The 15,075-nt window shown below is 34.9% G+C and carries 18 protein-coding genes; 8 read left to right on the top strand and 10 right to left on the bottom strand.

Annotation, left to right across the window (positions count from 1 at the left end):
* Positions 1-7 precede the first annotated feature (7 nt).
* The 4 genes from BPMYX0001_RS03635 to BPMYX0001_RS03620 all read right to left on the bottom strand — a co-directional run bounded on the left by BPMYX0001_RS03635 (position 8) and on the right by BPMYX0001_RS03620 (position 2,511).
* Positions 8-289, bottom strand: coding sequence for a YkvA family protein (locus tag BPMYX0001_RS03635; protein WP_018782344.1), 282 nt, complete (start codon positions 287-289; stop codon positions 8-10).
* 245 nt (positions 290-534) lie between these two features.
* Positions 535-1,092 carry a spore coat protein gene (locus tag BPMYX0001_RS03630; protein ID WP_006093635.1) on the bottom strand — a complete coding sequence of 186 codons (558 nt, stop codon included), beginning with the start codon at positions 1,090-1,092 and terminating at the stop codon, positions 535-537.
* A 247-nt stretch (positions 1,093-1,339) separates the two neighbouring features.
* Positions 1,340-2,119, bottom strand: coding sequence for a DUF2935 domain-containing protein (locus tag BPMYX0001_RS03625; RefSeq protein WP_006093634.1), 780 nt, complete (start codon positions 2,117-2,119; stop codon positions 1,340-1,342).
* Between the two features lie 20 nt (positions 2,120-2,139).
* Entirely contained in the window at positions 2,140-2,511 is a 372-nt protein-coding gene (locus BPMYX0001_RS03620; RefSeq protein ID WP_003195422.1) for a VOC family protein, read from the bottom strand.
* A gap of 111 nt (positions 2,512-2,622) precedes the next feature.
* Here BPMYX0001_RS03620 and BPMYX0001_RS03615 point away from each other — a divergent pair, with 111 nt between their 5' ends.
* The 4 genes from BPMYX0001_RS03615 (at position 2,623) to brnQ2 (ending at position 5,250) form a co-directional block, all read left to right on the top strand.
* The gene (locus BPMYX0001_RS03615) at positions 2,623-2,838 is read left to right on the top strand and encodes a spore coat associated protein CotJA (RefSeq protein WP_016113226.1); all 216 of its coding nucleotides are present in this window, start codon (positions 2,623-2,625) and stop codon (positions 2,836-2,838) included.
* Between the two features lie 8 nt (positions 2,839-2,846).
* Positions 2,847-3,110, top strand: coding sequence for a spore coat protein CotJB (locus BPMYX0001_RS03610; RefSeq protein ID WP_006093632.1), 264 nt, complete (start codon positions 2,847-2,849; stop codon positions 3,108-3,110).
* A 12-nt stretch (positions 3,111-3,122) separates the two neighbouring features.
* The gene (gene cotJC, locus BPMYX0001_RS03605; RefSeq protein ID WP_003195416.1) at positions 3,123-3,692 is read left to right on the top strand and encodes a spore coat protein CotJC; all 570 of its coding nucleotides are present in this window, start codon (positions 3,123-3,125) and stop codon (positions 3,690-3,692) included.
* A 238-nt stretch (positions 3,693-3,930) separates the two neighbouring features.
* Positions 3,931-5,250 carry a branched-chain amino acid transport system II carrier protein BrnQ2 gene (gene brnQ2 / locus BPMYX0001_RS03600; protein ID WP_006093631.1) on the top strand — a complete coding sequence of 440 codons (1,320 nt, stop codon included), beginning with the start codon at positions 3,931-3,933 and terminating at the stop codon, positions 5,248-5,250.
* 111 nt (positions 5,251-5,361) lie between these two features.
* Here the strand turns inward: brnQ2 and BPMYX0001_RS03595 are convergent, their stop codons facing one another.
* The 3 genes from BPMYX0001_RS03595 to BPMYX0001_RS03585 all read right to left on the bottom strand — a co-directional run bounded on the left by BPMYX0001_RS03595 (position 5,362) and on the right by BPMYX0001_RS03585 (position 8,070).
* Positions 5,362-6,366, bottom strand: a complete 1,005-nt coding sequence (locus BPMYX0001_RS03595) for an ABC transporter permease (protein WP_006093630.1) — start codon at positions 6,364-6,366, stop codon at positions 5,362-5,364.
* A 3-nt stretch (positions 6,367-6,369) separates the two neighbouring features.
* Complete coding sequence (locus BPMYX0001_RS03590; protein ID WP_018782348.1) at positions 6,370-7,230, bottom strand: ABC transporter permease subunit; 861 nt, start codon at positions 7,228-7,230, stop codon at positions 6,370-6,372.
* A gap of 105 nt (positions 7,231-7,335) precedes the next feature.
* Entirely contained in the window at positions 7,336-8,070 is a 735-nt protein-coding gene (locus BPMYX0001_RS03585; protein ID WP_006093628.1) for a YwaF family protein, read from the bottom strand.
* Positions 8,071-8,294: 224 nt separating this feature from the next.
* Here BPMYX0001_RS03585 and BPMYX0001_RS03580 point away from each other — a divergent pair, with 224 nt between their 5' ends.
* The 3 genes from BPMYX0001_RS03580 to BPMYX0001_RS03570 are packed head-to-tail and all read left to right on the top strand — an operon-like array spanning position 8,295 to position 11,250.
* On the top strand, positions 8,295-9,395 hold the full coding sequence (locus BPMYX0001_RS03580; protein WP_006093627.1) for an efflux RND transporter periplasmic adaptor subunit: 1,101 nt from the start codon (positions 8,295-8,297) through the stop codon (positions 9,393-9,395).
* Positions 9,392-10,066, top strand: a complete 675-nt coding sequence (locus BPMYX0001_RS03575; RefSeq protein WP_018766880.1) for an ABC transporter ATP-binding protein — start codon at positions 9,392-9,394, stop codon at positions 10,064-10,066. Before BPMYX0001_RS03580 ends, BPMYX0001_RS03575 begins: the two co-directional genes overlap by 4 nt.
* A 26-nt stretch (positions 10,067-10,092) precedes the next feature.
* Entirely contained in the window at positions 10,093-11,250 is a 1,158-nt protein-coding gene (locus BPMYX0001_RS03570; RefSeq protein WP_006093626.1) for an ABC transporter permease, read from the top strand.
* A gap of 34 nt (positions 11,251-11,284) precedes the next feature.
* Here the strand turns inward: BPMYX0001_RS03570 and BPMYX0001_RS03565 are convergent, their stop codons facing one another.
* Both BPMYX0001_RS03565 and BPMYX0001_RS03560 read right to left on the bottom strand, forming a co-directional pair.
* The gene (locus BPMYX0001_RS03565; protein ID WP_006093625.1) at positions 11,285-11,821 is read right to left on the bottom strand and encodes a YcxB family protein; all 537 of its coding nucleotides are present in this window, start codon (positions 11,819-11,821) and stop codon (positions 11,285-11,287) included.
* A gap of 121 nt (positions 11,822-11,942) precedes the next feature.
* The gene (locus tag BPMYX0001_RS03560) at positions 11,943-13,031 is read right to left on the bottom strand and encodes a DUF871 domain-containing protein (protein ID WP_006093624.1); all 1,089 of its coding nucleotides are present in this window, start codon (positions 13,029-13,031) and stop codon (positions 11,943-11,945) included.
* Positions 13,032-13,351: 320 nt separating this feature from the next.
* Between BPMYX0001_RS03560 and BPMYX0001_RS03555 the strand changes: the two genes are divergently transcribed.
* Positions 13,352-14,554 (top strand): MFS transporter, encoded by a 1,203-nt coding sequence (locus BPMYX0001_RS03555; protein WP_006093623.1) that lies wholly within the window; start codon positions 13,352-13,354, stop codon positions 14,552-14,554.
* A gap of 22 nt (positions 14,555-14,576) precedes the next feature.
* Here BPMYX0001_RS03555 and BPMYX0001_RS03550 read toward each other — a convergent pair whose 3' ends face one another.
* The gene (locus tag BPMYX0001_RS03550; protein ID WP_033798648.1) at positions 14,577-14,828 is read right to left on the bottom strand and encodes a hypothetical protein; all 252 of its coding nucleotides are present in this window, start codon (positions 14,826-14,828) and stop codon (positions 14,577-14,579) included.
* Between the last annotated feature and the right edge of the window lie 247 nt (positions 14,829-15,075).

The raw sequence follows: 15,075 nt of genomic DNA, 5'->3' as shown, positions 1-15,075 counted from the left end.
TGAACTCCTATCCTTTATTTAAATTATATTTTTCTTGTAAGTGCTTCGGTGCCATTTTCACAATTCGTTGTAAAATAAATAAGACAACAGCAATATCATCTAATCCCCCAAAGAATAGCAAAAAATCAGGGATAATATCAAATGGAAATACGACATACCCGATTAAAAATACAATCGATAATACTTTCTTTTTCATAGCGACTTCTTTTGATGTAAAAAAGTCATATAAAAATGGACCAAATTGACGAAAATGAAGCATAAATCGAAATCGGTTTATAAACTTTTTCATTTTTCACCTCTCCTTTTTCTGCATACAAAAAGGACCTTTACCAAATATAGTAAAGGTCCTAAAAAAAACAATAAGGGGCCTTTACCATTGCTGGTAAAGGTCTCACTAACAACAAATCGTTGCCAATAAAGCCGAGGGTTTCTCCCTGTAATGACGACTTTATTGTGACAAGTTACTCCCCTTTATATACGCAATCTTATAAAATCACCTTAAAATATTTGATAGAACTTGTCAATCTTTTTTGGTTATCCTTCATTAATAGGCTGATACATACTCGCTATGGCTTGCATTTCAGAACTTGGTGCTGGTGATAGCTGATAATACCCTTTCTTCACCATATACTGCCAAATGTCATAAGCATGGTGACTACTATTTAAAAAGGTATTTTCTAAAAGCGTTCTTAACTCTGGATTCGCACACTCTAATAAAGAACCTGCACAATTAAACGCAGAAGACTTTTGATTCAATAAATATCCAGTCGCAATTGCTCGATCATTAGGTGGTTGTGCACTGACGCTTGGTGTAACGGGGGAATACTTTTGTGAAGGTGCCTCTGTATAAGAAGCTAATACTGGTTTTAATTTAGACGGCTGAAACTTTGATATATTTGGAGTTGTCTCACCTTGTATAAATTCCACCTTCAAATTATAATCTTGCACATGAAGAGGAAGATGATTCTGTAACATTTGTTTCAACTCATCATCCTGTGCTTGCTGTATATATGTAGACATCGTATTAATTGTGTTATAGTCACCCGCTATCAGTTCACTTAAGTCACGTAATTCATGCGTTGCTAATTGCATTTCTATTCCCCCTTTCTATAATTCCTTTCTAGCATCTCCTAAAAAAACAAAAATACCATATAAGAATCCACATCATTGCGAATTTTTATCCCGCATTAACGGGCAGTAAGACCCCTCCTCAAAATTCAGCGAAAGCAAAGAAATTAGATGGGGAATCAACTGCCCGTAAAAGCCCGATTGGTTCAACTAATAATTGATGTGAGGCAAAGCCCCACACCAATTAAAGTTTCACTTTATATGGTATAAATTAAAGCGGATTACACTTTGGCATCTCTAATCCAGAAGCTTGTGCTAGTTTCAATAAATAATAGCATTCTTCCCTTGCCATATGGTCTGCCATTCTTCCAGATATTAAGCTTAATACTTGATTAGATAACTCTAATTCTTCTAATTCGTGAAGAAAACGGGAGAATAGTGTTAATTCTAATGAAACATCTTTTGTAAATTTTTTTAGAGCTGGAAAAGAATGCAGTTCTGCCCGTAAGTAACCTGTCATTTCCACAGCTTTTAAATAAAACTGTTCAAAATGCTTTTCATATTCTTCACTCTTCTCTTTCAGTCGTTTCTCGACCAGATCTAATCCACCTGAAATGGCACCTGCATGACCCGCTGCATCCGTTAGCCAAGCAAGATGATAATGCAATTCATGAAAAACAGGTGGCACTTCTCCTTTTATTAAATATTCTAATACCGCTATGTACTCTTCCACTTCGTTCACCATATGGTTAATAAAAGTTGGTGTAAAATGAATGACAATTTTTCCTTCCAGTTGCTTTTGTATAATATTTAACTTAAATTTTCTAATTTCCTCTGCTACTTTATGTGCATCTTTCGCAAATGCAATCAAATTTACCGTATGAATATTACTGAGGAATCTATCAAATGTTTGGACAAAATACATCGCTTTTTGAATATCTTCACTTTCATTTTGAGCTAAAGCATCTAAAAGAAACTGCGCATGATCGCCAAGAACCTTCAACCAGAATTTATGTTCAAACAACGCGATTTCTTCATACGTACTATTCATCCGGTTAACTCCCCCCTTATCTACTCTTTCGGCGCAATTAGAATTCTATACTGGTCAGGATCATGCACAATAATACCTCTTTTCTCCGTTTTACAGCTCTCTAATTCTTGAAATGACACACAATAGAACTCTAATTTTTTTCGTACTTTTTCCATATCACAAAATGGCAAACTAAAATTTATATAAGAAGGCACTTCCTCACCGAAATCCCCGCCTTTTTCCCTATTTAAAACGAAGCAAATTCTCGTTGCACCAATATCATACCAAACGCCAGGCACATGTAATTGTGGCCGGTGTCTACTCGGCTGAAATCCCAGGATACCTTCATAAAAATATAATGTTTCCTTTAAATTTCTTACTTCTAATACAATACAATTTGTAATAGTCTCCACGTACATTTCCTCCTTGACCCTACTAGTTTTTCTATATGAGTCATAAATAACAATTATGTCTGAATACAATACATAGTGATGAATGTTTCACTTATAAAGGAGGTTTGCATTATGGACAAATTTATGAAATCTTACACACCTTACCATAGTCCAAAAGATCCTTGTCCACCGATTGGAAAGAGATTTTATTCAACCCCTCCTCATTTATATATGGGATTCCAACCAACTAATTTACCACAATTCCCTCCAAGAGACGCCTTGCAAAAAGGCACTTTATGGCCTGCTCTTTATGATTATTATGAAAGCCCCCATAAGAAAGGAAGGTGACAAGAATCGTGACTCCAACACTGCCAGATGAATATTATGAATGGATAAAAGAGTTGCAAGAACTCGATTTTGTATTAGTTGAACTTACGCTTTATCTAGATACTCATCCAGATGATGTTACAGCGATAAATCAATTTAATGATTTTTCCTATAAAAGAAGATTGCAAAAGCAAAAAATTGAAGAAAAGTATGGCCCACTCCAACAGTTTGGTAATAGCTACTCTAATGCTCCGTGGGAATGGAGTAAAGGTCCTTGGCCATGGCAAATATAAAGGAGAGAAAATATGTGGATATATGAAAAAAAATTGCAATACCCTGTAAAAGTAAGTACTTGTAATCCAGCACTTGCAAAATTATTAGTTGAGCAGTACGGTGGTGCAGATGGAGAATTGGCAGCTGCTCTCCGTTATTTAAACCAGCGCTACACGATTCCTGATCAAGTAATAGGTTTATTAACAGATATCGGTACGGAAGAATTTGCTCATCTTGAAATGATTGCAACAATGATTTATAAATTAACAAAAGACGCGACCCCTGAGCAGATGAAAGCAGCTGGACTAGATGCTCAGTACGCTAATCATGATAGTGCACTATTTTATCACAATGCAGGCGGCGTTCCGTTTACAGCCACATACATACAAGCAAAAGGTGATCCAATTGCAGACTTATATGAAGACATTGCTGCAGAAGAAAAAGCAAGAGCAACTTATCAGTGGCTCATTGATTTATCAGATGATCCTGATATAAATGATAGCCTCCGCTTTTTACGTGAGCGCGAAATCGTTCATTCCCAGCGTTTCCGCGAAGCTGTTGAAATTTTAAAAGAAGAACGCGATCGAAAAATTTATTTTTAATTTTTCCAGCTACACATATCCTATTGATATGTGTATTTTTTATTGTCCATCTATCTTTCCCTAACTTCCATACCAATGTTTTTCCAAAAAGGCATAATTATTCAACTTAACGCATTATTTTTAAAATTTTTTAAAGTTTCCTGTTGCTTTCTAGTCATCAGACGATTAAAATTATAACAGTTACTCGACAAATTATTTGAATTTTCGACAAAAAGATATTTAGGAGGATTTTCTATACATGCGTACAACTTTAAAGCCATCGCAAATTCTCTCCATTAGCTTATTGCTATTTGCAGTTTTTTTCGGCGCTGGTAATATGATTTTCCCACCACTTCTTGGGCTTTCTTCAGGAGAAAACATGTGGGTTTCTATTTCAGGATTTATTATTACAGATGTAGGTTTATCATTATTAGCAATCGTCGCCGTTGCTCTTGCAGGTGGTAGTTTTAAAAGTTTAGCGAGCCGTGTTCATCCAAAGTTTGCAGCAGTACTAGCTATCATTATCTATCTTTCCATCGGCCCACTATTTGTTATTCCACGAACTGGATCTGTTTCTTATGAAATTGGAATCGCACCACTTTTTAATGATCAATGGTACTCCATGTTACTATTTAGCTTTATTTTCTTTACGGTTGTTTACTTCTTATCATTAAACCCATCTAAATTAGTTGATCATATTGGAAAAATATTAACACCAATTTTACTTGGAGTTATTGCAGTTATGGCAACGAAGGCAATCTTTTCACCAACAGGTTCATTTGAAAATCCTGTCGGCGATTATAAAGAGATTCCATTTTTCAAAGGTTTTTTAGAAGGATTTTTAACATTAGATGCGATTGGCGCTCTCGTTTTGTCAACAATTGTCGTAAATGCGATTCGTCAAAACGGTGTAACGGAAAAAGCTTCTATCGCAAAATACACAATTATTTGCGGAAGTATCGCTGCTTTCTTTTTAACGATTGTTTATTTCTTGCTTGGCTATATCGGAGCATCGAACGGAAACCTTGGTCAATTTGAAAACGGCGGTCAGCTATTAGCAACTGTTATGTACCAATTATTTGGGACAAGCGGTAATGTTTTGCTAAGCATCGCAATTATATTTGCTTGCTTAACGACAGCTATTGGTGTAGTTAGTGCATTTGCCAACTATTTTACAAATATATTAACTAATGTCTCGTATAAAAAACTTGTATTATATGTTTGTATTTTCAGCTTTATCATTTCAAATCTAGGACTAAGCTTATTAATCAAAATTACATTACCTGTGTTAATTATTCTTTATCCAATTACAATTATTTTAATTTTTGTATCATTTATTGATAAATATACGAAGCGTAAACCATCTGTATACATCGGTGCAATGATCGCTGCATTCATCATTAGCTGCATTCACGCGCTTGATAATGTGGGAATGATGCCAGCTGCTATTACATCTATTGTAAGCACAATTCCTTTTTACAAATTAGGAATTGGTTGGATTGTCCCAGCAATTATTGGAGGTATTGTCGGATACTTTATCCCGCAGACACAAACTGAAGGTGAAGTTTCTACTAAATAAAGAAAGAAGCAAGCATTCATCAATGCTTGCTTCTTTTTCATTTTCTATCACTTAATACAGTATTTGTACAAGAACGAACGGTTAATATGTAATAACAGTTTCCTAGGCTCTTTACATCGTATGTTTAAATGTAAATAACTCTTCTTTAGGAAGTGAAATAGACTTTACTTCTTCTACTTCCTCGTCTTTGTTCATTTCTCCTAACCTTACTTTTGCTATCGCATCCTCTATACTTCGTGCAATCATATTCCCTGAAAAAATAGTAAGCCCAAAGAAAGTAATTGGTACGAGCGGGATCCATGGATGCACTGATAGAGAGCGAAAGTATACACCTATTAAACCAGACCATTCATGTGTGTAAGAATCTAACTCTTTGACCATTCCTCCAAACTGGACCGTCCCTCCAAAAAACACTTCAAGTAATCCTAAATGAAGAAAAAGAATCAACGTTTGAATAAACTGCTGCATCAATACAAGTACAAACGTCATATATAAGTGCGGAAACACATGTTTCACAACAATATGCCGCTTACTTCCTCCTAGTATACGAGCAGCGTCTATAAACTCTTCCTTTTGTAATTTCCGCACTTCATTCGCAATATAGAGAGAAATTGTAGGAAGTGCAAGCACAATAAACAATATGACTTGAAATGATGCCCTCTCAAAGAAACTAGTCGTCTCTGCTCCATTCACAAAACTAGTTGCAAACTGAAGAAAGAAATATGCAATCATAACAGTTGGAATAACTGTAAAGCTATCAAAAAACGCTTCAATTTTTGAAAACCCTCTTTTTACATAGGTTCCTAATATAACACCAAAAAAGATACCTAAAACCACCCGCATCATCGCAATAAAAGCGGATATACCAATAGTCCACTTCGCCCCTTCAATGACTAAATGTAAAAGATCATAACCTTTTCGATCTGTTCCTAATAAAAATTTTGATGAAGGCGAAAATGGTGGAGCTTCTACATTTCCTTGCGCGTCATATTGCAGCGAAACTTGGCGAATATGCCCTCCATTCCACAATGTATTCCCAATGCTAAGTCCAACTAACACGACAAGAAATAAAATACTAAACCAAAACTTTTTATCGCGCTTTATATATTTCCACATCTCTTACGCCCTCTCTTTCATCGCATCTGGAACGAAATAATGAAATGACTTAAATAGAACAAAGATCGGGATATAAATAAGTAAGATGCTCATTGTAAAAACTTCAATCGGTTGATAATTTTTAATGAATACAAAAATACCATGTGTGTTAAAAAGCCATTCTATAATATACAAATTTGATAACATAAACCAAATATTTGTTTTCGCAAAAAACAATGTACTAAGCAACACATTCCGCAATACATGACGATTTAAAATATAGAAACGATCAAATCCTTTCGCCCGTGCAAATAATACATAATCTTTTTCTAATTCTGTTTCAAAGCGAAGTAGTAACAACTTCACAAACATAATTGTAGTAGGAACACTCAAGCAAATAATTGGTAACCCCCGAATTGATTCTCCACTTAACGCAGCAATTTTGACAGGTAAAAACCCTGTCTTTTGAAAAAACCATACGACAAGAATTTGCGATCCGATAATAAGAAGAATGTCTGGGATGGACTCAAGAAAAAGCAGAAATGTTTTAATGCGCCGCTGTATATGCGAACGACTTCTCATCATCATATACACAATGCAGAAAGCTATACATAATGAAATAAAAAATGAAGCTAAAAAAAGAATCATCGTTTCTTTATAATGAATAAATAGTTGTGGAAATAACGGTCGATTCATCCCATACGTTAAGTTTGGAACATCTATCAGTTTCATAACTGACATCTTTAAAGCCTGTACATACTGTGAAAAATTAATATGTAAGCCTTCGAATAGTTTTGGAAGAGCACCTAAACAAATAATACCAATAACAGAAAGAATAAATTGCACTGTAATCTCTATTCCATTTGAAATCATCTTTCTTGTCATTTTCCCCCTTCTCTCTATACAAATTTCCATTCTATTGATACTCTGCTTTATTTTATAAATAATTTTCAGAATTGTAAATATTTTCTACAAAAAAGAATCACTAGATTATGATCCTAGTGATTCTTTTTGCACGCGTTTTTCATTTCTAACAAATGGAATATACAATAATAAGCACCCTATAAACGCAGCGATTTCTAATGAAATAATATAGTATGGATGCGGACCTAACATATCAAGTAATGAAGCTGTTTCTGGTTTATACGCCAAAAACATATAATTACCACCGGTTTTATAATTCACAAACGAAACAATTGGAATCAATATGTTTAAAAAAATCATCGTACGCTTGATTGATTGAAAAGTCGGCCTATACCCTTCTACCCATGTCATAAAGAGCGGTGCCAAAATGAGTAATACATGTGCGATGAAATATTCTATGAAGCGAAAATGCGGAAAAGCATATTGTAAGTTTGGAGTTAAAATGGCTTGTGATGCCCCAATAATCCCTGTAAAAAAGACAACTTCATATACTTTATAACTTTTTGTAATAACCATTATTGTTGCTAATACTAAACTAATGGTACATAACTCAAATGGTAATGATGTACTCAACTGAAAAATTCCAGCCTTCACTTGCCACACATCAAGTCCGATTTCACTTCCAATAAATAAAAAAGCAATTGTATATCGAACTCTTACGTTCCATTGTTGCTCACGAAGTATGTCTTGATAATGATAAAGAAAATAAACTCCTACACCGATAAGAAAAAGTATAATAACATGTTGTTTTGAATACGGAACAAATGACTCTGACGGAAATGCTCCAAAATACGCCTCCATATTCCTCACTCCTTTCCTTCATACAATATTATTGTAAGAAAGAAAAGACGCGTCAAACAATCTGCTTTTCCCCTAAACAAAAGCGCCACTCTTGTACAAATCCCCTCTCAATATATCAACCTTACAAAACTGTAATGTTATTGTAAGCTAAAACGATTTGTCATATTTTCTCTCTCTTCTATACTGAAAACAGATACAAAAACGAGCGAAAAGGTGATAAATAAATGAAAAAGAAAAATAAAGTAATCATTACTGGTTTAGTAACAATTGGAATTGCAGCAGGTTCATATTTTGCTCTTGCTGGCGGTGGCGATGTAGCGAAAGCTTACAGCAGCTATAAAGTATCAGAAAAGCAAATTGAAAATGCACAAAAATTTGGTGGCGAAGTCATTCCAAATGGTATTGAAACAATCGCATTTGATCCATCAAAAGGGACATATGAGCTAGCTGTTAAAAAAGGCGATGAAGTAAAAAAAGGACAGCTACTTTTTAAATATAATGATCCTTCCATGAAGTTAGGTGTAACAGAAGCCGAAATGCAAAAAAAACTTGCTAATAAAGAAGTAGAATTATTAAACAAACAACTAAATGCAGCAAAACAAAAATTACAAAAAGATAAAAATGCCGGTTCACCTGGGGAGATGCTAAAAGCAACAGAAACTGAAATCACACAACTTGAATCACAACTTGAAATGAAAAAATTTGAAGTTGAAAAAGCTGATCAAATGATTCAAACAAACAAAGAAAAACTCACTACACTTTCTGTAACAAGCCCAGCTGATGGCGTAATTGAAGAAATTGCAAAAAATGCGAATGAAAAAACAGGTATGAGCGGTATTACCCTTCGCACTGCCGGTCCTCTCAAAGTAAAAAGTCAGCTATCAGAATATGAATTAGCCCAAGTAAAAGTTGGGCAAGAAGTAACTGTTACATCCAAAACGGTACCAGGAAAAAAATGGACTGGTAAAGTCACAGAAATCGGTACAACACCAGTAAAGAGCATGGATGAAAACAAGACAGTATCTAACTATCAATTTATTGTTACATTAGATAATAATGAAGAATTACAAACGGGCTTCCACGTATACGTAACAAGCAAGTCTGGTGAAGCAACTGGTACAGTTGTTCCAAAAAGCAGCATTGTGAAAAAAGGCGATAAAAATGTTGTATTTATCGTGAAAGATGGTAAGGCAAAGGAACAAGCTGTTACTGTTGAATTTGAAACAGATAGCGAAGCAAAAGTGTCTGGCGTAAAAAAAGGTGACCAAATCATCTCTAAACCAGAAAAAGACTTAAAAGATGGTATGGAGGTTAACGCCCAATGATTGACTTAAGAGGCATCACGAAAGCCTTTCAAAACGGTGAAGAAACAGTTCAAATCTTACATGGTATTGATGTAACACTTAATCAAGGCGAATTCACTTCTATCATGGGGCCGTCTGGTTCTGGTAAATCAACATTAATGAATATTATCGGCTGCTTAGATAAGCCGACAAGTGGAACTTATTCGTTAGCTGGACAGAACATTTCAAACATGTCTGAAACGGAGTTAGCTCATATTCGTAATAAAGAAATCGGATTTGTATTCCAAAACTTCATGCTTCTCCCACGTCTCAATGCACTACAAAACGTAGAATTACCTCTTATCTACGCTGGAGTAGATAAAAAAGAACGACGTGAACGTGCATTAGCTGCACTAACAAAAGTAGGTCTAGCAGATCGTGCCACGCATTTGCCAAATGAATTATCTGGTGGACAAAAACAGCGTGTTGCCGTTGCTCGTGCAATTGTAAATAATCCAAAGTTCATTTTAGCTGATGAACCAACTGGTGCGCTTGATACAAAGACAAGTAAACAAATTATGGACCTCTTTTACGAATTAAACAAACAAGGCTCAACAATCATTATGATTACCCATGATCGTGAAATTGGGGAAGCGGCAGCACGCCAAATTGTAATTCGTGACGGAAATATCGTCCAAGATTGGAGAGGTTAATTTTGAACACAAACGAAAATATACGCATGGCCCTTTCCTCTATCTTCGCTCATAAAATGCGTTCTATTTTAACGATGTTGGGGATTATTATTGGGGTTAGCGCCATTATTACAATCATCTCTATTGGGGATGGAACAAATGCCAAGTTCCGTGAACAAATTGGTAAAGAAAAGAAAGATCAATTTTCAGTAAACTATACAACAGAAGATTATTCTGATATGGATGGAAAAATATCTGCAAGCATGTATGACAATGTCTCAAAAATTTCTGGTGTTCAAGATATATATCCTGATGTTAGAGGAAAAGAGAAAGTATATGCCGGAAAAAAAGAATTAGATATTGATATAACTGGTGTAAAAGGCGATTACTTTGAAGATACATCTCGCTTCAAACTTGAGCACGGCAGGTTGTTCACTGCCACTGATTTAGATAAACCTGAACATACAATCGTATTACACAAAGATGCATTTGATAAATTGTTCCCTTCTTGGGAGGAAGGTTTATATGTTGATATAAAAGGTACTCCTTATAAAGTAGTGGGTGTATATTCTATCAAAGCAATGATGGGTGGCATGGAGTTTAAAGAAGGTGCTATCTCTGCTGAAAACTGGCCTGTTCTATTTGGGAAAAATAATTATGACGGCTTAACAGTAAAAATTGCTCCAGGTCAAGATAAGCAAGCTGTGCAAGATGCAGTTGTAAAATCATTAAATGATGCGAAAAAACCAGAGCATACTGGGAAATTCAAAGTACCAAATCCACAAGACGCTTTAAAAGAGATTGATAGCTTCACAGGCATATTAAAAAGTGTATTCGGTGGTATTGCAGCAATTTCACTTTTAGTTGGTGGTATTGGTGTTATGAATATCATGCTTGTATCAGTAACAGAACGTACGCGTGAAATTGGTATCCGTAAAGCACTTGGTGCAACGCGCGGGAAAGTATTGATGCAGTTTCTCATTGAATCTTGTATCTTAACAGCATTGGGCGGATTCATTGGATTTGTGCTCGGTATTTTCTTCGCTTGGATCGTTGCAATATTCGCTGGATGGCCACTTGTTGTTTCCGTAAAATTAGGTTTAATTTCAGTAGCATTATCTATGTTAATCGGTATTCTATTCGGGTTACTGCCAGCTAATAAAGCTGCGAAACTTGATCCGATTGAATGTTTACGATATGAATAATAGAAAAAGGTTGCCCATCATAAGGCAACCTTTTTTATATTATTGAAGATTCCATACCAGCTCTCAATCTTCTCATAAACTTACTCTTACTATTCTCGTGAGCAAAGGCATGTTTAGGAACAATATTTGCACTCATCGAGCTAACATAAATAAAAATGTATGCCTCATTTTCTTCTACCTTCTCGATTCCTTTCCAATTTAGCTTTGTCTCTCCACCATTATTTGTTTCAATAATCCCCTCATCCGTTATTTGTACATTGTGCTTACCTATTAAATTGTCATAGCTTCCTTCCCGAAGCATTTTCTTAATATTTCTCTCAATAAGTTTATAGAAACACTTAGGATAAAACACGATCCATATAACCCCTGCTAGTAAAAAAATAAAAGGTAAATCCATCGATTTATAATCTGGTGGTCCAAATAAAAAAACACTAAGTGGAACAGCAAACAGAATAATAGCTACAATATAATGCTGAAGAACTAAAGAGCGCTTTACCATTTTAGAATGCCTTGCATAATGTAGATTAAATGCAATAAAATCTTGTTCTGTTAACGTATATTCTACCTGCATTTTTCGCCCTCCATCTCTAACTAAAACTCCCCTATATTGTATCATTTATCCATTTTAATTCCTCTATTTTTTTCACATCAAAGAAGCCACCATATTCATGATGGATTCTTACATAAACATATTATTTTGTTAACACAAATCTAAACTTATCCCAAGCTTGTAAATAATCTAATAAGAAGATTTCTTTGTCCACAACACGGCCAACTACGTTTGTTTTTCCTGTGTTCACCATATCTTTTAAGGCAATCTGCAATTCTCCTTTATATTGACCATATTGTTCGTTATCAATAAGAAGGTCTCCGCGTCTAATTGGTCTTGTATTATGAGGTTTAAACTCTTCTTTTTTATATTTCACACGGCTTTGTGTTGAACGAATCATATATTCAGATACATCCCCGCGGTAGAAATGTGGTTCTTCTAATACAATTTTTCTTTCTAAATCAGTTGTTGTTTCATAAATTTCTACATCAAACGTTTGCTTTTCTTTATTTACTTCTCCGAGCGCCTTTAATTCTTCTTCTGATGCATATGCATTCGCAATGATTACATCATCAATCAATTCTGTTGCAAATAAATGTTTCGCCTGCGTTGTCATTGGCAATTCACGATGTTGTTCGATTGTACATAATCCTTCAGTTACCGGCCATGGACCATATGTCGCATCAAATGATGTAATAAAGGCAGCAGTTCTCATGCCGTAATCTTTAAATTGTTTTGAGCATTTCATAAAATGATCATAAGAAATACCAGAATAACGATGTGGGTAAAAATTATGACAACCAATTAAATTTTCACAGTTCGGGCGATGACTCATAATATTATCAACATATTTCGTACCGTTACTCATATTAATCTCAATTTTTAATCCATATGGGTTATATGTCATAATGGATTCTTCTAATCCTGAAAAACCAACATCTAGACGAATACCATATGCACCTAATTCATGGAAGAATGAAAGGTCGTTATAAGAAATACCAAGTTGTTCAAAAACAGCTGGACTAATATCAACGAGTACTTGGAAACCTAATTCATTCGCATGCGAAATCGTTTCCTTAAATTCTTTAACAATGTTCTCTTTTTCTCCATCCACTGATAATAAACATGTGAATACACGTGTAAAACCATATTGATGTGCTAATGTTAAATATTCCTTATCTTTCTCTACTGTAGAATGTTCTGGATAAATAGAAATACCTAGTCGTCTCATGCATATACGCCTCTTTCTTCATCATCATTTTGTAAACCCTTTCAAACATATATAATAAAGTAGTAGAAATCCCCTTCTACTTTACTATCCGTTTGAATCTGCTTTCTTTTCAGAAAAAACATCTCTATCAATCTTAACAACTAGCAGACTATACATCTATACTTTACCTTTTTTAAGAGCATTTGTGTATCATTTACACGAATTTGTAAATTTTTTCTCCCAAAAAATTGTTACATCATTTTAGTTCACCTTTCTTGACTGTTACATTGACCTCTACATATACTCGAAAGAACAGAGAAAAATATTTAGGGGATGAATATATGGGAGAAGCAGCACTCGTAAAACGAGAACCATTATGGACAAAAGAATTTATTGCGCTCATTTTAGCAAACTTATGTATGTTTTTAGGCTTTCAAATGTTAATTCCAACATTACCTGTTTACGTGAAAGAAATTGGTGGCACGAGTTCAAACATCGGATTTGTTGTTGGAATGTTTACTGTGGCAGCTTTAATTATTCGGCCGCTCACTGGAAATGCACTACAAAAATTTAGTAAAAAGCTAATTTTAATGACTGGTACTGCAATTTGCCTACTAGCGATGGGCAGCTACCTATTTGCCTCTACTATCTTCCTCCTTCTTGCTGTTCGCATTTTACACGGAGCTGGTTTTGGTATTACAACCACAACATATGGAACTGTAGTCTCCTATTTAATTCCTGCAGCCCGCCGTGGTGAAGGTATGGGATATTTCGGTCTCTCTGGAACGATCGCTATGGCACTTGGTCCTCTTATCGGACTCTGGCTTATGCAAACTTATAACTTTACGATTCTTTTTTTATGTGCACTATCTTGCACAGTCGTTTCATTAATATTAACAAAGCTACTCAAAATTCAAACTACTGAGAAACCAATTCAACAAACACACGAAACGTTTTTAGATGGATTTATCGAAAGAAAAGCTTTACTTCCTTCATTATTAATATTGTGTATTACATTAATGTACGGAGGAATTGGAAGCTTTATCACGTTATTTGCTACGCAAGTCGGTATCGCTGATATTAGCCTTTTCTTCTTATTTAACGCCCTTGCCATCGCTGTAACACGTCCCTTCTCAGGAAGACTATACGATGTAAAAGGCCATGCATTTGTTATTATTCCCGGTGTTATCTTAACATTTACAGGAATTATTCTGTTATCGTATACAACAACAATACCAAGTTTAATCATTGCAGCAAGCTGTTACGGAAGTGGATTCGGCGCTATTCAGCCGGCCTTACAAGCATGGATGATTGACCGTGTAGCTCCGCATCGCCGCGGCGTTGCTACCGCAACATTCTTCTCGGCATTTGACCTCGGCATTGGGGCAGGAGCCATTATTTTCGGATTCATCGCACACTTTACAGACTATGCAACTGTATATCGTTATTCTTCTGTATTACTTATCGCGTTTCTCTTTATTTACATTACAAATGTACGAAAACAAAAACAGATGGATAAAAAGAATGAAAAAGCTGCTGGATAACCCAGCAGCTTTTTTCTAACCCTTATCTATCTCGATGATACTTTAAATTTGTTGTTACATTGTCTCCAAAATAAGTCTCAGATTCATACTCTCCAGAAGCAACTATTTTAGTTGTTAACAACACTTTATTTCCAGCTAATTGAATGTTTGCCTTTTGCAATACATTACTTCTTATATTTGTAAATGTAAAAGTCCCAACACCATTATTATCAAACGTAACAATAGCTCCGCATAAAATGAATATTATTATTAACACAGTAGATGCATATTTCATTATTTTCTCCACGCCTATACTTAATTCTGAATTTGATTATATCCTCTTTATTTGGATATATATTATCCTCTCATATTATATAGTTCTAAGACACTATTTACTTCGCATATTTTTTTACGTTAAACAAAAAGTATACAAAGGACTTCCAAATCAAATGTTATTTCTTTACAATACAACCCTATATAACGCATTAAAACCAATTAAATCCAGGGGTTTCTTTAAATAAATGTAAACTTTTTATCCCTTT

Source organism: Bacillus pseudomycoides DSM 12442 (genome assembly GCF_000161455.1).
GTDB lineage: Bacteria > Bacillota > Bacilli > Bacillales > Bacillaceae_G > Bacillus_A > Bacillus_A pseudomycoides.
This window is presented reverse-complemented; position numbering and strand designations above follow the sequence as displayed.